Source organism: Streptomyces sulfonofaciens (assembly GCF_014656295.1).
Classification (GTDB): domain Bacteria; phylum Actinomycetota; class Actinomycetes; order Streptomycetales; family Streptomycetaceae; genus Streptomyces; species Streptomyces sulfonofaciens.
On sequence record NZ_BNCD01000012.1, the window covers coordinates 121,101 to 138,655 of the forward strand.

The following is a 17,555-nucleotide window of genomic DNA, read 5'->3' on the forward strand; positions in this document are numbered from 1 at the left end:
GTCCACTGATGCTCTCCGTGTTCAAGAAGCCCGCAGACCTGCGGCGCGATGTCCTGGCCTCCCTGGTCGTCTTCCTGGTCGCTCTGCCCCTGTGCGTGGGAGTGGCCGTGGCCTCGGGGGTGCCCGCCGAACTCGGCCTGATCACCGGCATCGTCGGTGGCCTGGTCGTGGGCTGCCTGCCCGGCAGCACCCTCCAGGTCAGCGGTCCGGCGGCCGGCCTGACCGTCCTGGTGTTCGAGGCCGTGCAGGAACTGGGCCTCGGTGCCCTGGGCGCCGTCGTCCTGGGCGCCGGTCTTGTCCAAGTCGCCCTGGGCGCACTGGGATTCGGCCGCCTCTTCCGTGCGATAACGGTGGCCGTGGTGCACGGCATGCTCGCCGGGATCGGGCTCGTCCTGATCTTCGGTCAGCTCTACACCATGGCCGACGTCGAGCAGCCGCGCTCCGGGATCGACAAGATCGCGGGGCTGCCCCACCTGGTCGGCGAGATCGCCACGTCGAGCGGCGCCCTGACCGCGTTCGCCGTCGGGGCGGCCACCATCGCCGTCCTCGTCCTGTGGCGGAAACTCCCGGCCCGGGCCCAACTGGTCCCCGCGCCGCTCGCCGCCGTCGCCCTCGCCACGGCCGCGACCGCGGTCGCCGGCTGGTCCGTCCCCCGTGTCGAGGTGCAGGGGCTCCTGTCGGCCGTCCAGCCGCCCGGCGGGGCCGACTTCGCCTCGCTGGGCAGCCTCGCCGCCCTCGGCACCGTGGTCGCCTTCGCCCTCATCGCCTCGGCGGAGAGCCTCTTCAGCGCCGCCGCCGTCGACCGCATGCACGACGGCGCGCGCACCGACTACAACAAGGAGCTGATGGCCCAGGGCGTGGGCAACACCATCTGCGGCATGCTCGGCGCCCTTCCCCTGACCGCCGTCATCGTGCGCAGCTCCGCCAACATCCAGGCCGGAGCCAGGACGAAGCTCTCGCGCATCCTGCACGGACTGTGGCTCGTGCTCTTCGCCGCGCTCCTGCCGGCCGCGATCGGCGTCATCCCCCTGGCCGCACTGGCCGGGGTCCTCGTGCACGCCGGCTGCAAGCTCATCCCCGTCAAGGAGCTCCGGCCCCTGTGGCGGGCGCACCGCGGCGAGGCACTCGTCCTCGCCGCCACCGCGACGGCCATCATCACCACCAACATGTTCGAAGGCGTCCTCCTCGGCATCCTGCTCGCCGTGGTCAAATCCGCCTGGGAGACCTCCCACATCCACCTCGACGTCCACGAGACCACCGACGGCCGTCTCATCGTCACGATCACCGGTTCCGCCACCTTCCTCCGCCTGCCCCGGATGCTTGAAACCCTAGAAGCGCTCCCCGGCGACCGCCCGGTCGAACTCGACCTCTCCGAGCTGCGTCACCTCGACCACGCCTGCCGCACCACCCTGGAGAACTGGGCGCACCAGCGGGGGACCACGATCGGCTCGTTCGCGAGAGCCTGACCGGCCGCCCGCCAGGTGCGTGTGCCCGGGAGCGCCCCGCTCGCGGCGCGCACGCGGGACCGCCCGCGACCACCACCCCCTTGCTCCTTCACCGCAGCTCCTCCGCGCCGTCCTCGTCCGACACCGGGCGGGGGCGGCGGCGGAGGACCGGAAGTCCCGCAGCATCCGCGACCGCACCGAGCTCACAGGAGGCAACGGTGTTCGATCTCAGGGCAGAGGCAGAAATGCGGCTGTACTCGGAGAAGCTGGCCAAGGAACTCGCCCTGAAGAGGCAGTGTGCGCAGGGCGGTGGGCACACCGCCGACCTCCGGGAAACACCTTCGGCCGGCGAACAGCTCGCCACCCCCGAGGACGCCGACTCCGGCCGGGGCACGAGCGATTCCCCGCCCAGGCCGTAGGCGGTGACGGGTGCCGGACCCCGTGCCGCCGGGCGCGGGTCGCCCGCCGGCGGGGTCTCGACTCCCGACCGGGGTCCCGGTGCCTCCCGCCGCGCCCGGTCCACCATCGCCCGGGTGGGGCCGGAGGTCGAGCGGGCCGAACATCCGAACGGCGCGTCACCTCACCACGGGGCACAGATCATCCTGCTGTCGGGTCCTGCGGGACCTGCCTTCGCTTGAACCCGTGGCTCCGCTCCACTTTCGCCACATGCAGTGTGTAGCTCCGGTACCACTCGGCTCGCCCGCGCTCTTGAGCCGCGCGGTGCTCGGCGTTGTTCCGCCACTGGGCGAGGGCGTCGGCGTCGCGGAAGTACCCGACGGTGATGCCCAGCCCGCCAGGAGTCTGCGCGTGGTCCATCCCCAGGAACCCGGGGACGTCCTTCACCAGGTCCTCCATGCGTGCGTTGGTCTCGCTGTAGCCGCTCTGGTCCTGGGTGCGCACCGTGGTGAAGACGGCCACGTAGTAGGGGGGTTCAAAGGCTTCGACAGGTGGGACAGGCCCTTGCGAGCGATCGCTCATGGCGCCACCGTAAAGCGCGGTGCGGCCAACGATCCAGCGTCTGCCCTGAACGGGACACACGACGGACTTCGCTCCTGACCGAAGCTGTCTGCGCTCTCCTCCCGCTCCCGGAGACGGCCACTCGCCGGCCGGCTCACTGAAGGCGCGAGGAGCGGGGGACACCGGGGTGAACACTGCCTGACACGGCACCTGGGCGCGTATCGACTCCTGATGAGTCTGAGGAATTCGCCTCGCGGCAAAGGCTGATCGCACGGCTGGCGGGCGATCGCACCGGACGCACATACCGGTCAGCCCGTGGGCAGGCCGATCCCGTCGCGTTCGAGTACGGAGCGGAGCTCCGAAAGGACCTGTACGGCGGCCGGCCCCGAGGGGCCGCCGAGGACGCCTGCGGTCAGCTCGGTCAGCGTCTCGGTGCAGGTCGCCTCCGCCGCCTCGACGAGTCGCAGGCCGTCATCGGTCAGGTCCAGCAGTGATGAGCGGCGATCCGATGGATTGGTTCGCCGAATGACCCAGGCCCGCTTCTCCAGACGGTCGGTGCCCTTGCTGGTCGCACCGATCCCGATGGCGAACTCGGCGGCGAGGTCCGCCACCCGGGACCCGGGGTGGTCGCGCAGGAAGCGCAGGAACTCGAACTGCGAGGTGACGATTCCGTGCCGTTGGCGAAGACGGTCGTTCAGCGCGTTGTAGAGGCGCGTCTCACAGCGGACGAGATCGGCGAAGAAGTCCTGGAGGTCGACCCGGCCACCGCTTGACTTGGATGCCATGGCATATATCCTAACCTACATGCCTAGGAATATAGTTCCTTGGCATGTAACTGCTGTGGAGGCGGCAATGAGCAGGCAACAGCGCGCGGAGATCGACGCGATGGTCCGGCGGCCCCAGCCCGAGGGCCCGCGGTCGGTGGAGGAGCTCCGTGCCGGGTTCAGGGCGATGATGGCCGAAATGATCGTCCCGGCTGGGATCCGCACCCGGAATGCGACGCTCGGCGACCGGCCCGCGGTGCTCGTCGAACCGGCCGGCTCTGCGAAGGCCGGGACGATCCTGTACTTTCACGGCGGCTCCTACGTGGTCGGCTCACCGGAGACGGCGATGTCGCTGACGGGGAACCTGGTGACCAGAACAGGGTTCAGGGCGTTCTCGCTGGATTACCGGCTTGCCCCTGAGCACCCGTTCCCGGCCGCGATCGAGGACGGGCTGAGTGCCTACCGCGCACTTCTCGACAGCGGCGAGGACCCTTCGGCGATTGCGTTCGCCGGGGACTCCGCAGGTGGTGGCCTCACTGTCGCCACCTGCCTCGCCGCACGCGGCGCGGGCCTGCCCGTGCCCGCCGCGATCGTGGCGTTCTCCCCCGGACTCGACATGACCCGGACGGGCGGGAGCATGGACCGCAAGGCGGGCGTCGACCCGTTCTTCACGCGTGAGGGCCTGGCCCGCACCGGGGCCATGTACCTTGCGGGACAGGACCCGCGCCAACCCATGCTCAGCCCCGCCACCCTCGCCGACCTGACCGGTTTCCCCCCGATACTTCTGCAGGCGGGCACCAACGAAGTACTCCTGGACGACTCCACACGCATGGCCACGCGCGCGCGGGAAGCCGGTGTGGACGTCGTCCTGGACATCACCGCTGACGTCCCCCACGTCTTCCAGGCGTTCGCCGGCGTCCTGGACGAGGCCGACGAGGCACTGGAGCGCGCCGCTCTCTTTCTCAGCCAGCGCATCCGCACGGGGGGCACGGCACACACGCCGGCAAGCTGAAGGCGGCAGACGAACTCATCCGGGTTCTGCCGCGACGAGCGGCGCGGGGGGTGGCGCCGGAGGCGTGCCTCAGGGCGTCGGCACCGTGTCCGGCAGTCCCGCCGCCGCGGGCACCGCGTCCGCGCGGCCCGTCACCGGCGAGGTGGTGGCGACCGCGAGCAGTGACGCCACCGCCACCGCCACGAACAGCACCCGCGTCCCGCCGAACCCGTCGAGCAGCCAGCCGCCGATGTACGGGCCGAGGATGCCGCCGACGCGCCCGAAGCCGAGCATGAAGCCCGCGCCCGTGCCGCGCGCCTGGACCGGGTAGGTCACCGCACAGACGTTGTTGAGCAGGAACTGCCCGCCGATGATGAACAGGCCCGCCGCCCCGACACCGATCATGTTGCCCGCCGTCGTCGCGGTGAACGCCACGGCCAGTGTCGAGATCGCGCCGAGTCCGCACCACACCATCAGAGCGCGGCGCACGCCGAGGTACCGGTCCGCGACGAGGCCGCCCACCACGGCGCCCACGATCGACATGCCCTGGAGTACGGCGCCGAAGACGTATCCGGTGGCGAAGCCCTCACCGCGGTCGATCATCAGCTCCGGAGTCCACGACGAGAGGCCGTACACGCTGAACAGCAGGAGGAACGAGGACGCCCACAGCGCGATGGTCCGCTTGCGGAAGGCCGGGGCGAGCACGAGGCGCCAGTTGGCCTTCTCCGCCTTGGCCACGACGAGGTCCGCCGTCCGGTAGAACGCGGCACGGTCGGGCCGCACCCTGGACATCAGGCGCGCCGCCTCCGCGGAGCGCCCGCGCGCCACGAGGAACTCGGCCGACTCGGGGAAGACCGCAAGGTACACGAGGCCGAGCACGGCGGCGCCGCCCCCCAGGTAGAACAGCACGTGCCAGTTCCCGTCCGAGGTCAGGTTGACCCCGGTGATCGCGGCGAGCACACCGCCGAGGCCGAAGCCGCCGCCGCCGAGCACCGCGAGCCTGTGGTGGACCCGGTCGGGCAGGTACTCGTTGATGTACGCCGTCCCGAGGGGCAGCAGGACCCCGAGGCCGAGGCCGGTGAGCGCCCGCAGTGTGATGAACGAGGCGAACGAGGTGCCCCAGAGCGCGGTCAGCACACTGAACACACCGGACACCAGCAGGCCCGCGATCAGGGTCGGACGGCGGCCGATCCGGTCAGCCACCACACCGTGCACCAGCGAGCCCACCGCGAACCCGATGAGCCCGGACGACACCAGGAAGCCCGCGGAGCTGGAAGACAGGTGCCAGGGCTTCACCACGAAATGGATCACATATGAGGGGATGAGGGTGTCATAACCGTCGAAGAGGGTCGCGAGCGCGACCAGTCCCACCAACATCCAGTGGAAGGGGCGCAGCGGAGCCTCGCCCAGTTCTTCACGCACATCTGCCGTCGCCAGTGACACAGAGTACCTCCATGGGTGCGCCCGACCGGCTCGTCCAGCAGCGGGGCTGCCTCACCGTAGGCACGGCATCCGGCATGGGGAACGACGGTGTGAAGAAATTCTGCTCTACGCAACACCCAGGCGTTCACAGGGTCGCGGAGGCCGCCCGGGCGGCGTCGAGAACCTCCCTGGCCAGCTCGGGAACCCGGGACCGCGGGCAGCGCGCGCTCGGCGCGGCCACCGCGATACCGGCGACCGCACGGCCCGAGCCGTCCCTGATGCAGGCGCCGACGGCGACGATCCCGCGCTCGCTCTCCTCCAGGTTCGTCGCGTAGCCCTTGCGCCTGACCGTGGCCAACTGGCGACGGACGGTGATCCTGTCGACCGCGGGCCCGCCCGCGGAGGCCGGCAGGTTCCGCGGGTACAGGTCGCCGAGTTCCTCCGTGGACAGCTCGGCGAGCAGTGCCTTGCCGCCGGAGGTGACATGGGCGGGCAGCAGCATGCCCACCCGGGTGCCGACCCGCAGCACGTGGGTGGATTCCGCGCAGTCGATGAACCGGGCGCCGTTGCCCTCGAGCACCATCAGGTGACAGGTCTCACCGACCTTCCGGTGCAGCTCCACCACATGCTCGTGCAGCTTGGCGCGCAGGTCCTGCGTGGTGGGACCGGTGCGGACGATCCGCTCGAAGGCGGGACCCGGGCGGTAGGCCCGGTGCGCGTCCTGCGTCGCGAAGTCCCGAGCGCCGAGTGTGCGCAGCAGCCGGTGTGCCGTGGACCGGGCGACGCCCAGGTGCTCGGCCGCTTCGCTCACCCGCACCCGCTGACGTTCCGAGAGGAGCAGGAGCAGGCGCAGGACGTTGTCGGCCGACTCCACGGGGTACCAGGAATTGTTTCGCACAGAGGAATTGTACGGCCACATGATTCTGATCAGCGGGTCTTCGTGCCTACCGTGAGGCAACGCCCCACACAGCACCAGGGAGCTTTCGCATGACCCCCTCGGAAACAGCGCTCAAGCAGCTCTACGAGGACTTCGCCGAAGCGGGACTGCTCCCGCTGTGGACCCAGCGCGAGGACCTCATGCCGATGACCCCGCAGCCCGCGGCGCACGCGCACGTGTGGCACTGGCGGGACCTCTACCCGATCGCGCAGCGCGCCGGTGAGCTCGTCCCGGTCGGCCGCGGCGGCGAGCGCAGGGCCATCGCCCTCGCCAACCCGGGCCTGCCCGGGGAGCCCTACGCGACCCCGACGCTCTGGGCCGCCGTCCAGTACCTCGGCCCCCGCGAGGTCGCCCCCTCCCACCGGCATTCCCAGGGAGCCTTCCGCTTCGTCCTGGAGGGCGAGGGAGTGTGGACCGTCGTGGACGGCGACCCCGTCGCCATGCGCCGCGGAGACCTGCTGCTCACCCCGGGCTGGGCGTTCCACGAGCACCACAACCCCACCGACCGGCCGATGGCCTGGCTCGACGGACTGGACATCCCGCTGGTGTCCGGACTCGATGCCGGCTTCTTCGAGTTCGGACCCGACAGGCTCGCCGACAGCTCGACACCCGATCGCTCCCGCGCCGAACGCCTGTGGGCGCACCCGGGTCTCAGGCCGCTGTCCGGAGTCGGCGCCCCGGCGGCCAACTCCCCGCTGGCGGCCTACCGCTGGCAGCACACCGACGCGGCACTCAGCGCCCAACTGGAGCTGGAGAGCGAGGGCCACCCCGGTACCGCGGGCGAGGGCCACGCGGCGGTCCGCTTCACCAACCCCACCTCGGGCGGCGACGCGCTCGCCACCCTGCGCACCGAGATGCACCGGCTGCGCGCGGGCAGCGCCTTGCCCGTCACCCGCGTCGTGGGCTCCGCCGTGTGGCAGGTGTTCTCCGGCACGGGCACCGTCCGCATCGGCGACAGGACCGTCCGTCTCGCCACCGGCGACCTCGTCGCCGTGCCCTCCTGGCAGCCGTTCTCCGTCGAGGCCGACACCGACCTCGACCTGTTCACCTTCAGCGACGCGCCCGTGTACGAGGCGCTGAACCTGTACCGCACCAAGATCGGAGCCGACGCGTCGTGAGGCTTTCCACCGTCCGTACCCCAAAGGGCACCCGTGCCGTCCGCGTCGAGCACGACCATGCGGTCGACCTCGGCCTGCCCGACCTCGGTGCGCTGCTCGCCCTGCCCGACTGGCGTACCAGGGCCGCCGCCGCGGGACCCGAGATCCCGGGCGCCGACCTGGACTTCGCACCGGTGGTGCCCAAGCCCGAGAAGATCGTCTGCGTCGGCGTCAACTACCGCGCCCACATCGCCGAGATGGGCCGGGACGTGCCCCCGCACCCGACACTGTTTGCGAAGTTCCCGCCCGCGCTGATCGGCGCGTACGACGACGTGGTCCTGCCCGCGGGCTCGGACGCGGTGGACTGGGAGGCCGAACTCGCCCTCGTCATCGGCGAGACCGTACGCCACGCCGACCATGCGCAGGCCACGCGCGCCATCGCCGGTTACACCGTCCTCAACGACGTGACCGCGCGCGACTGGCAGTACCGCACCCTGCAGTGGCTCCAGGGCAAGACGTTCGCCGACACCACGCCGGTCGGCCCCCACCTGGTCGTCCCCGACGACGAGACGGCCGCCGCGGAGCCCGACGTGCGGCTCAGTTGCGTCGTGGACGGCGAGGAGGTGCAGTCCGCCGCCACCTCGGACCTGGTCTTCGGGCCCGTGGAGCTGGTCCGCTACATCTCCACGATCATGCCGCTCTCACCCGGCGACATCATCGCCACCGGGACCCCCGGCGGCGTCGGCCACGCGCGCACCCCCAAGCGCTACCTCACCGACGGCACCGTGCTCACCACCCGCATCGAAGGCATCGGCGAGTGCCGCAACGTCTGCCGCGCGGAGAAGACCCCGGCCGCCGGAGCAGCCTGATGCCCGCCGCCGAAACCCCGCTGGACCGCTCCCTGGGATGGCAGCGCGAGGGCACCGCGCGCTTCGAGGCGGCCGTCGCCGCACTCGGCGACGCGGACCTCGCCGCGCCCTCCGCGCTGCCTGGCTGGAGCCGCGCCCACGTGGTCGCCCATCTGGCCCGCAACGCCGATGCGCTGGCCAACCTGCTCGACTGGGCGCGCACCGGGATCGAGAACCCCATGTACCACGCTCCGGGGCAGCGGGAGAGGGACATCGAGGCGAGTGCCCGGCAGGAGCCGGAGAGCCTGCGTGCCGACCTGGCGGCCGCCGACCTGCGCCTGGCCACCGCCACCGCCTCCCACCCGGCGGTTGCCTGGCAGGCGCGGGTGCGCAGTGCGCTGGGCAGGAGCATCCCCGCATCCGAAGTGCCCTGGCTCAGGACCCGCGAGGTGTGGGTGCACCTGGTCGACCTCGATGCGGGGGTCTCGTTCGACGCCCTGCCAGCCGACCTCGTGCGTGCCCTGCTCGACGACATCACGCAGACGGTGAGCCGCCGCGGGGGAGCACCTGACCTGGTCCTGGAGGCAACCGACGACCCGGGCCCCGTCTGGACGATCGCGGACGGTTCGGCGCCCGGTGCCCGGAGGGTTTCGGGTCGCGCGGCCGACCTGCTGCGCTGGGCCGCGGGCCGGCCGCTGCCCGGGCCCGGCGGGCTCGCCACCGAAGGGCCCCTCCCCGTGCTGCCGCGCTGGCTGTGACAGCGGTCGCGGCGGCACCCGGCCCACCGGAAGCGCCGGCGGGGTACCGCACGCGGCAGGGCCGGGCGACGGAACTGCCGCAGCGACGGACCGGACCCGGACGAGCCCGGCCGTCACCACGCGCCGGCGGCACCACGCCGGCGGCAAAGAACGGAGTCTCATGAACGCGCAACCCCGAGTGGCGATCATCGGCGCCGGCATCGGCGGCCTCACCGCGGCGCTCGAACTGCACGCCGCCGGCATCCCGTGCCAGGTGTACGAGGGCGTCGCCGAGCTGTCCGCCATCGGCGTGGGCATCAACATCCTGCCGCACGCCACCCGAAGGCTGAGCCGCCTCGGCCTGCAGGACGAACTCGCCGCCGTCGCCGTGACGACACGGGAGTCCCTGTACTTCAACCGGTTCGGCCAGCGCATATACACCGAGCCCGCCGGCCTCGCCGCGGGCTACGCATGGCCGCAGTTCTCCATCCACCGGGGCGACCTGCAGAGCGTCCTCGCCCGCGCGGTCCGCGAGCGCCTCGGCGAGGACGCACTCGCCACCGGACACCGCTGCACCTCGGTCGAGCAGGACGACACCGGGGTCACCGTCCACCTCGGTCACCCGGACGGCAGCAGCAGCACCGCGCGGGCCGACGCCGTGGTGGCCTGCGACGGCGTCCACTCGGTGATCCGCAGGCAGTTGCACCCCGACGAGGGCAGGCCCGTCTACTCCGGCTACAACATGTGGCGCGGCGTCGCTCCCTGGCCGAAGATCCTCGGTGGCGCGGGCATGATCAGGGCCGGCTGGCTCGCCACCGGCAAGCTCGTCGTGTACCCGATTCGCGACGACATCGACGACCAGGGGCGCCAGCTCGTCAACTGGGTCGTGGAGATCGAGACCCCCCACCACGCGGATCGGGACTGGAACCGCGCCGGGCGCGTCGAGGACTTCATCGACCGCTTCGCCGACTGGCACTTCGACTGGCTCGACGTGCCCGAGCTGATCAGGTCCTCCGACGGCATCCTCGAATACCCGATGGTCGACCAGGACCCGCTGCCCTGGTGGGGGCGCGGCCGGGTCACCCTGCTCGGTGACGCCGCGCACCCGATGGTGCCGCGCGGCTCCAACGGCGCGGGGCAGGCGATCCTCGACGCGGGCGCCCTCGCCGACGCGCTCACCCGGCACCCCGGTCCGGCGGAAGCCTTCGCCGCGTACGAGGCGGTGCGGCGCCCCGCGACCACCGCCGTCGTCCGGGCCAACCGCACCAACCCGCCCGACGCCATCCTGCGGGAGGTCTACGAGCGCACCGGAGACCGGCCGTTCGACCGTATCGAGGACGTGATCCCCGTCGAGGACCTCGACTCCATCATCGCCGCGTACAAGCGCACCGCGGGCTACGAGGTCGCGGCACTGCGGGACGCATGAGGAGGAGCGCCCGCACCCGCCACGGCGGCCGCCGGCCACCTGGCGGCCGCCACCGGTCACGGCCCGCCTGCCCTGCGGGCGCTCCCGGGGGAGCCGCGGCCGTTCATACAGTCCAAGCTGTACAGGTGAAGCCGGGCCCCTCGTGCCGTGAACCTCAGCGTGGCGGGCATGAGCGAGAACCAGAGCCTGTCCCCTCGGCGGTTCAGGCGTCGCCCGGGGTCCGTTCCGTCGTCAGCCGTCCGCGGCGCCGCATCCTGAACGCCTCCGAGGCCGAGGACATCACCCTGGGCCAGGCATGGCACTGCTGTGCCGTGAGGCCATGGGCACCGGACGGGGCAACCCCGGCGGGGTGCTGACCGCCCTGGCGGTCGCCAACCAGACCATCGCCGTCGTCGGCCCGCTGCTGGGCGGCCTGCTCACCGCGGTGGGCGGTCGGCGCGCCACCTTCGCGCTGAACGTGCCGCCGGCCGTCGCGGCCGTGCTGCTGGGCATGCCGCGGCCGCCCGCGTCGGCGGGCACGGGCGGCCGCGGTCCCGACCTCCCGGTCGACCGGGTCCACCCGGCGGTGGTGAAGGCCCGCCCGGTCGTCATGGTGGACGGGGCGGACGGGATGGATCGGGATGGACGGGGTAAGGGGGTGGACGGGATGGGGGGGTGCACCACCCGTTCACGGACCTCGTCGTCGAGCCGCAGGAGCAGGCGCATGCGGCGCACGGAACGCGGAAGGGCGCCCTCGGAGACCGAGAACGCCCAGGCGCGGCCGCGGCGCGTCCGCGCCGGCGGCATTCGACTCTACTTGAACTCCAGTTCCGTCCCCTTCGGCACGATCTGGATGTCGAGGTCGATCTTGATGCTGGAGCCGACGACGGCGATGCCCCGCGCGAGCATGGACTGCCAGTTGATCGTGTAGTCCTCGCGGTGGAGTTCGGTGGTCGCCTTGACGGCGGCGCGGGTCTCGCCCTCCATGCCGACCCGTATGCCCTGGTACTGGGCGTCCAGGGTCACCGTGCGCGTGACGCCGTGCAGCGTCAGACCACCGTTGACGGCCCACCTGTTGCCGCCGCGGTGCGCGAACTGGTCGCTGTAGAACTCGATGGTCGGGAAGTGCTCCACGTCGAGGAAGTCCGCCGACCGCAGGTGGTCGTCGCGCATCCGGACGTTGGTGTCGATCGAGCTCGCGTCGATGACCACGTGCATCGCGGAGTCCTCGACCGCGTCGCCCACCCTGATGGCGCCCGCGAAGTGGTCGAAACGGCCGTACACCTGGGCGAGACCGATGTGGCGTGCCGTGAACCCGATACGGGTGTGCGCCGCCTCGATCTCCCACTCGCCCGGGTCGGGCAGCGGCAGTGTCGGAGCGATCTGGAGGGTGACGTCGCCCAACGAGACGGCCTTGCCGCCCTCCATGACGGAGACGCTTCCCCGGTAGGGGCTGAAACTGTCGGCGGCCACCGACAGCCGGTAGTCGCCGACCGGGACCATGGCCACGATCCCGCCGAACGGGTCGGTCTCCCCGCCGGCGACCTTGCGGCCCTGGTTGTCGTTGAGCGTGTACTCCGCTTGCCTGACCGGCTCACTGACCGGGTCAAGGACGCGGCAGGTCAGGAGCCCGGCGTTCGGTGGCACGGAGAAGCCGGACAGCGGACTGTTCCTACGGCCCGCGGTGGTCCTCCGACCCAGCAAGCGGCTGATCATCGTTTAAGTATCCCTGTGCGGTAGGTCCTGCGAGGAGGGTTGCTCACCGTGAGACGGACGGGAGCGGACGAAGGGGCATTCGATCATCTCCGCTCCGTCCGAAGCAAACGTAGCGCGGAGAGGCAAGGAGCGACACACCCAGGGGGCCCGGCGCCGGTATTCCGGTCCCGCCGGTGCCCTCTGAAGGACAGGACGGGACGCGACAGGACAGGACAGGACGCGATAGGACAGGACGGGACGCGACAGGACAGGGCAGGGCAGGACAGGACGGGGTGGGACGGCGCAGGGCGGGGGAGAGGAGGGCAGGTCGGGGGCGGTACCGGTCGAAACCAGGCCCTACGGGCACGGTGTGACCGGGAGTGGCGAACACATCACAGCTCGGGGACGGGTCCGCAGGTGCCCCGCCGGAGCGGTGCGCCGGGCTTCCGCAGGCGGTGCACCGGATGCCCCGATGAGAAGCAGTGAGAATCGCCTCACCGAGGCACGCGAGGAGAGGCCGCTCCAGGGCGGACGAGCATCCCGAGTCCCGCCTGACTCAGCAGAACGGCGGGCGAAGGACGAGAAGTGACGAGGACCTGAGCAGCCGTCCAGTCGCGGGTGTCGGCGCCTGGTGCACGGCGCGTAGGCCAGGTGAAGGTGTACGGCGGCAGCGCGAGGCGGCAGCGCGCCCGCCGGGTTCCTGCATCCGCCGCTTGCCGGCAGCACCTGCTGAATGCGCGCCGACAACTCGATGCCCGCCTGGCCGAGCGCTGTCATCAGCACGATCCACACGACACCGCAGAACGTGCGCAACGGCCGTACGGGGCCCGATCCGTGCCGGACCGGGGTCCCTCCCGCGCCGGCGCGCGTGCGCCTCGCCACCGCCGTCCCGGTCCGCGGCCCGCAGGCCGGGCCTGGGCGCGGCAGGGGGAGGTCGCGGCCGGGCGTAAGAAGCACCCGCCGCCCGGCGCACATGGAAGGGAGATACAGCCGCGGAACCGCGGAACACCCCGTCCCGACATAGGAGTTGCGCCTTGCTCGCCCTCGATCCCCCCACGGACCTCCAGCAGAAGATCGCCACACGTGCGGCCCGGGTGGGCCGGTGGGTGAGCCGGTACGGGCTCGTCGTCATACTCGCGTGGTTCGGCGCCGGCAAGTACGTCAAGATGGACAGCCGCGTCCTCATCCAGCAGAGCCCGCTCATGAGCTGGCTCTACGACCTCATGGACTTCAAGACCGTGGCCGTCCTGCTGGGCACCATGGAGATCGTCGCCGCCGTCCTCCTGGCCGTTCGGCCCCTGTGGCCCAGGATCTCCGCGCTCGGCAGCCTCCTTTCCATCGTCCTCTTCCTGGGCACCCTCAGTTTCCTGTTCACGACCCCCGGCGTGTTCCACAGCTTCTCGCACGGTCTGCCCGTCCTGTCGGCGCAGCCGGGTCAGTTCCTGATGAAGGACGTGGTGTTGATGGGAGTCTCCATCTGGACCCTGGGCGACGCGCTGGGCGGTGACCTCGGCACCGCGGGGCCCGCCCGTGCGCCCGAGCGCGTCGACGAGGCGGATGAGGTCGCCCGCGCCACGGCGTGAGACGAGCGTACGCCGGGGCCGCCGGGGCGCGCACGGGGGACGCACGTGTCCTCGGCCGCGCGCTCCGGGGGCGATATGGCGCGGCACCCCACAGAACCCGTACGCTCACTTGACGTGTTGGCTCGGCGGCGTTACGTAGGGGGTACGGGGTGGAGCCGGTCGTTCTGACAGCCGGGACGGCGTTGGTGGGCGCGATGGCCACCGACGCCTGGCAGCAGGTCCGCGAGGCGGTGGTGGCGTGGTGGCGGCGGGTCCGTGCCGACGGAGCCGACTCCCTGGAGAGCGAACTGGCCGCGCTCCGCGACGGCGTCGTCGCGGCCCGGGACCAGGGGGACCGCGACACCGAGGAGGCACTGGCCGCGGTCTGGCGACTGCGGTTCCAGCAGCTTCTCGTACAGCAGCCCGGCACGGCCGCCGGACTGCGGGCGCTGCTCGACGAGCACCTGCTGCCGGCCCTGCCGCCGGCCGAGGGGTCCGAGGCCCGATCGGTGCGGATGAGGGCGGAGGCCCATGACAGCGCGCGGGTGTACATGGCGGCCCGCGACCAGCACATCACCGGCTCATGACCCCTCCTGGCAGGGGCACATCACCGCCCACCCCCGTCGCCACTGACCGCCCGCCGGTACGGCACACCGACGGAGACCGGCGCAGCACACAGCCATGACCCCTTCCGCAAGCAACGACGCGCCCCCGCCGGTGAGTGGCGCAACCGCGCCGGCGAGCATCGAGGCCCGCGCCCAGGACGACGCACGGTCGTACGTCGCAGGACGGGACGTGTACCTGACCCAGCAGGCTGCCATGGCACCCGCTCCGGTGACCGCCCTGCAGACGCTGCCGCGGGACGTGGCCTCCTTCACCGGCCGGCAGACCGAGGCGGACGCCCTCCTCGGCGCCCGCAGGTCCACCCGCGTGGTGACCATCCACACCGTCGACGGCATGCCGGGCGTGGGCAAGACAGCCCTCGCCGTGCACGCGGCCCACCAACTCACCGGGCACTACCCAGACGGACAGCTCTTCGTCCGCCTGCACGCCCATACGCCCGGTCAGCGCCCGGCCGACCCCTCGGACGCCCTGGCGGCCCTGCTGATCAGCATCGGCGTCGACACCCGGCACATCCCCGAGGGCCTGGAGGCCCGGGCCGGGCTCTGGCGCTCCCAGTTGAGCGGTAGACGCATGCTGCTGGTCCTGGACGACGCGGCGAGCCACTCGCAGGTCGAGCCGCTCCTGCCGGGCGCGGAGGGCTGCCTGGTGGTGATCACCAGCCGCCGCAGGTTGGCCGCGCTGGACGGCGCGGCTCCCGTGACGCTGGACACCCTGCAACCCGCCGACGCGGCCCTGCTGTTCCTGCGTCTGGCGGGCCGGGACCCGGGGTCGGCCGATGGCGGGGCGGTCGCCGAGATCGTCAGGCTGTGCGGCCATCTGCCCCTGGCGATCGCCCTGCTTGCCGGGCGCTTCGCGCACCACCCGCAGTGGGACCTGGCGGAGTTCGCCGCGGAGTTCGCGAGGACCCGGGACCGGCTGGGCGAACTCGCCGCGGGCGACCGGGCCACGGCCGCCGCCTTCGAGCTGTCCTACCGTGCGCTGCCGGAGCGGAGGCGGCTGCTCTTCCGCCGCCTCGGCCTGCACCCCGGCCCCGACATCGACGCCCGTGCCACCGCAGCCCTGCACGACTGCGACCTGGCCCGTGCCTGCCGCGAGCTGGAGGCCCTCTACAACGACCACCTGATCGACTCGCCCGTCACCGGCCGCTACCGCCTGCACGACCTCATCCGCAGCTACGCGGGCACCCTCGCACGTTCCGAAGACCCGCCCGGGGACCGGGAGGACGCCGTCGGGCGCCTGCTGGACCACTACCAGCACACCGCGCGAACGGCGGACTCCCTCCTGGCGCACGCCGCCGGCCGCCCAGCGCCGCCGCGGGACACCGGCCCGGCCGGCGCACCCGGGTCCGGACCCGCGACCCGTGCACAGGCCCTGGCCTGGATGCGCACCGAACGCGCGAACCTCATCGCCTGCACCCACTACGCCACCACCGCCGAGCAGTACCCGCGCGTCATAAGCCTCACCGCGGCGCTGGCGACCTTCCTGCGCCGGCAGGGCCCCTGGGACGCGGCAGCCCACCTCCACCGCAGCGCCGCCGCCCTCGCACACCGGATCGGCGACGGCTCGGGCGAGGCGGACGCGCTGTGGGAGCTGGGCCGGGTGCGCCAACTGACCGGCAGCTACAAGGAGGCGGCCGGCCTCCTCCAACAGGCGCTCACCCTGCACAGGTCCCTCGGCAACCAGTACGGCGAAGCGGGCACCCTGCGTGACCTGGGCCGCGTGCGCTACCTGACCGGTGACTACCCTGCGGCGGTCGACCTCACCCAGCAGGCGCTCCTGCTCTACCGGACCCTCGGCAACCGCTACGGCGAGGCCAACGCCCTGCGGGCCCTGGCCTGGGTGCGCTACCTGGCCGGCGACTACGCGGAGGCCGGCGACCTGCTGGGGCAGGCGCTCGACCTCTACCGCGCCCTCGAGTACCGTTACGGCGAGGCGGGCACCCTGTGGGAGCTGAGCCGGCTGAGGCAGTTGGACGGCACGTATCCGGCGGCTGCCGGCCACGCCGAGCAGGCACTGGCCCTCTACCGGGCCCTCGGCAACCGCTACGGCGAGGCCAACGCCCTGTGGGCGCTCGGGCGCGTACGCCACGTCACGGGGAGCTTCCCCGCGGCGGCCGAGCTGGCACAGCGGGCGCTCGACCTCTACCGGGGCATCGGCGACCGGCTGGGCGAGGCGGGGGCGCTGTGGGACCTCGGCAGGGCGCGGCACATGCAGGAGGACCACCTGTCGGCGGGTGATCTGCTCGAACGGGCGCTCGCGATGTTCCGTTCGCTGGGCAACCGCTACGGCGAGGCGGGTGCGTTGCGCGACCTGGGCCGCGTGCGCCACCGCAGTGGGGACACCGGTGCGGCCGCGGAGCTGTTCGACCGGTCGCGGACGCTCTTCGAGAAGGTCGGCGACCTACAGGGCGAGGCCGAGGTACTGAACAGCACCGGCGACCTGCTGCTCGGGACCACGGGGCCGCACGAGGCGTCACAGGCCCACCTGCGGGCCCTCGCCCTGGCCCGCCGGGTGCGGAGCCCGCTGGACGAGGCACGCGCCCTGGAAGGACTCGCGCACTGCCGGGAACGCACGGGCGAGCCGGAGGCCGCCGCCCGGGCACTGCGCGACGCGGTGGCTCTCTACGCACGCCTCGGCGCACCCGAGACCCATCCCGCCGCGACCCGCCTGGCCGCATTACCACGACCGGGCCCGGCCGGGCCGGGTACGGAGGGGCACGGAGGGGACGGGCAGGGAGCGGGCGGGCCCGACGCGTCCGGTACGGCGATCGGGCCGTCCGCGGTGTGAGCAGCGAGCCGTGGAGGGTGGGTGAGGGGTTGCGGGCGGCGACCGAACCGCTGCTTCCGGCGTGGCCGAAGGGGCCCTCGGGGCCGCGTCCGAGCCACGACTGACAGCGCCTACAGGGCAGTCTGTCTGTGCTGTGCACCGGGATCTCGTGACACGTGGAGTCGGCTTCGGAGTCGACCAACCGGGCCCCGGCAGGTCGCCCTGCGTCCGGCCCGCATCCGCCAGGTTGGAGCCGGTGTCGTAGCTACGGCGCGTCAGGTACTGGTTCCTCGCGAAAGCGCGAA

The 17,555-nt window shown here is 72.2% G+C and carries 15 protein-coding genes and 1 pseudogene; 11 read left to right on the forward strand and 5 right to left on the reverse strand.

What is annotated here, in order from left to right; genetic code table 11:
• Window positions 1-8 precede the first annotated feature (8 nt).
• Window positions 9-1,466 carry a SulP family inorganic anion transporter gene (locus tag IE313_RS20290; protein WP_189934238.1) on the forward strand — a complete coding sequence of 486 codons (1,458 nt, stop codon included), beginning with the start codon at window positions 9-11 and terminating at the stop codon, window positions 1,464-1,466.
• Window positions 1,467-1,663: 197 nt separating this feature from the next.
• The gene (locus tag IE313_RS20295) at window positions 1,664-1,864 is read left to right on the forward strand and encodes a hypothetical protein (protein ID WP_189934240.1); all 201 of its coding nucleotides are present in this window, start codon (window positions 1,664-1,666) and stop codon (window positions 1,862-1,864) included.
• A 178-nt stretch (window positions 1,865-2,042) separates the two neighbouring features.
• Here the strand turns inward: IE313_RS20295 and IE313_RS20300 are convergent, their stop codons facing one another.
• Both IE313_RS20300 and IE313_RS20305 read right to left on the reverse strand, forming a co-directional pair.
• Window positions 2,043-2,423 (reverse strand): antibiotic biosynthesis monooxygenase family protein, encoded by a 381-nt coding sequence (locus IE313_RS20300; protein ID WP_189934242.1) that lies wholly within the window; start codon window positions 2,421-2,423, stop codon window positions 2,043-2,045.
• Between the two features lie 287 nt (window positions 2,424-2,710).
• Window positions 2,711-3,187, reverse strand: a complete 477-nt coding sequence (locus tag IE313_RS20305) for a MarR family winged helix-turn-helix transcriptional regulator (RefSeq protein WP_189934244.1) — start codon at window positions 3,185-3,187, stop codon at window positions 2,711-2,713.
• Window positions 3,188-3,254: 67 nt separating this feature from the next.
• On the opposite strand from IE313_RS20305, the gene IE313_RS20310 reads away from it, so the two are divergent.
• Window positions 3,255-4,178 (forward strand): alpha/beta hydrolase, encoded by a 924-nt coding sequence (locus IE313_RS20310; RefSeq protein ID WP_189934246.1) that lies wholly within the window; start codon window positions 3,255-3,257, stop codon window positions 4,176-4,178.
• Between the two features lie 69 nt (window positions 4,179-4,247).
• Here IE313_RS20310 and IE313_RS20315 read toward each other — a convergent pair whose 3' ends face one another.
• Window positions 4,248-5,600: an MFS transporter gene (locus IE313_RS20315; RefSeq protein ID WP_189934248.1), complete on the reverse strand. Its 1,353-nt coding sequence runs from the start codon at window positions 5,598-5,600 to the stop codon at window positions 4,248-4,250.
• 124 nt (window positions 5,601-5,724) lie between these two features.
• Window positions 5,725-6,477 carry an IclR family transcriptional regulator gene (locus IE313_RS20320; protein WP_229924802.1) on the reverse strand — a complete coding sequence of 251 codons (753 nt, stop codon included), beginning with the start codon at window positions 6,475-6,477 and terminating at the stop codon, window positions 5,725-5,727.
• Window positions 6,478-6,566: 89 nt separating this feature from the next.
• On the opposite strand from IE313_RS20320, the gene IE313_RS20325 reads away from it, so the two are divergent.
• From IE313_RS20325 to IE313_RS20345, 5 genes and pseudogenes are all read left to right on the forward strand, one after another.
• Window positions 6,567-7,634 (forward strand): cupin domain-containing protein, encoded by a 1,068-nt coding sequence (locus tag IE313_RS20325; protein ID WP_189934250.1) that lies wholly within the window; start codon window positions 6,567-6,569, stop codon window positions 7,632-7,634.
• Complete coding sequence (locus tag IE313_RS20330) at window positions 7,631-8,482, forward strand: fumarylacetoacetate hydrolase family protein (RefSeq protein ID WP_189934252.1); 852 nt, start codon at window positions 7,631-7,633, stop codon at window positions 8,480-8,482. The genes IE313_RS20325 and IE313_RS20330 overlap by 4 nt, the downstream gene beginning before the upstream one ends.
• The gene (locus tag IE313_RS20335; protein WP_189934254.1) at window positions 8,482-9,219 is read left to right on the forward strand and encodes a maleylpyruvate isomerase family mycothiol-dependent enzyme; all 738 of its coding nucleotides are present in this window, start codon (window positions 8,482-8,484) and stop codon (window positions 9,217-9,219) included. The genes IE313_RS20330 and IE313_RS20335 overlap by 1 nt, the downstream gene beginning before the upstream one ends.
• A gap of 160 nt (window positions 9,220-9,379) precedes the next feature.
• A complete protein-coding gene (locus tag IE313_RS20340) occupies window positions 9,380-10,624 on the forward strand; it encodes a flavin-dependent oxidoreductase (protein ID WP_189934256.1) in 1,245 nt (414 codons plus the stop codon).
• 295 nt (window positions 10,625-10,919) lie between these two features.
• Window positions 10,920-11,147: pseudogene (locus IE313_RS20345) on the forward strand (MFS transporter); the annotation flags it as partial.
• Between the two features lie 269 nt (window positions 11,148-11,416).
• Here IE313_RS20345 and IE313_RS20350 read toward each other — a convergent pair.
• Window positions 11,417-12,319, reverse strand: a complete 903-nt coding sequence (locus tag IE313_RS20350) for a YceI family protein (protein ID WP_189934258.1) — start codon at window positions 12,317-12,319, stop codon at window positions 11,417-11,419.
• Window positions 12,320-13,332: 1,013 nt separating this feature from the next.
• On the opposite strand from IE313_RS20350, the gene IE313_RS20355 reads away from it, so the two are divergent.
• From IE313_RS20355 to IE313_RS20365, 3 genes are all read left to right on the forward strand, one after another.
• On the forward strand, window positions 13,333-13,881 hold the full coding sequence (locus tag IE313_RS20355; RefSeq protein WP_229924803.1) for a YkgB family protein: 549 nt from the start codon (window positions 13,333-13,335) through the stop codon (window positions 13,879-13,881).
• Window positions 13,882-14,075: 194 nt separating this feature from the next.
• Window positions 14,076-14,447, forward strand: coding sequence for a hypothetical protein (locus IE313_RS20360; protein ID WP_189934260.1), 372 nt, complete (start codon window positions 14,076-14,078; stop codon window positions 14,445-14,447).
• Window positions 14,448-14,541: 94 nt separating this feature from the next.
• Window positions 14,542-17,271, forward strand: coding sequence for an ATP-binding protein (locus IE313_RS20365; RefSeq protein WP_189934262.1), 2,730 nt, complete (start codon window positions 14,542-14,544; stop codon window positions 17,269-17,271).
• Window positions 17,272-17,555 lie beyond the last annotated feature (284 nt).

Coding starts and splice junctions, on each gene's coding strand:
- IE313_RS20325 (WP_189934250.1), top strand. CDS start 6,567: ATGACCCCCTCGGAAACAGCGCTCAAGCAGCTCTACGAGGACTTCGCC.
- IE313_RS20300 (WP_189934242.1), bottom strand. CDS start 2,423: ATGAGCGATCGCTCGCAAGGGCCTGTCCCACCTGTCGAAGCCTTTGAA.
- IE313_RS20365 (WP_189934262.1), top strand. CDS start 14,542: ATGACCCCTTCCGCAAGCAACGACGCGCCCCCGCCGGTGAGTGGCGCA.
- IE313_RS20335 (WP_189934254.1), top strand. CDS start 8,482: ATGCCCGCCGCCGAAACCCCGCTGGACCGCTCCCTGGGATGGCAGCGC.
- IE313_RS20305 (WP_189934244.1), bottom strand. CDS start 3,187: ATGGCATCCAAGTCAAGCGGTGGCCGGGTCGACCTCCAGGACTTCTTC.
- IE313_RS20360 (WP_189934260.1), top strand. CDS start 14,076: ATGGCCACCGACGCCTGGCAGCAGGTCCGCGAGGCGGTGGTGGCGTGG.
- IE313_RS20350 (WP_189934258.1), bottom strand. CDS start 12,319: ATGATCAGCCGCTTGCTGGGTCGGAGGACCACCGCGGGCCGTAGGAAC.
- IE313_RS20290 (WP_189934238.1), top strand. CDS start 9: ATGCTCTCCGTGTTCAAGAAGCCCGCAGACCTGCGGCGCGATGTCCTG.
- IE313_RS20340 (WP_189934256.1), top strand. CDS start 9,380: ATGAACGCGCAACCCCGAGTGGCGATCATCGGCGCCGGCATCGGCGGC.
- IE313_RS20310 (WP_189934246.1), top strand. CDS start 3,255: ATGAGCAGGCAACAGCGCGCGGAGATCGACGCGATGGTCCGGCGGCCC.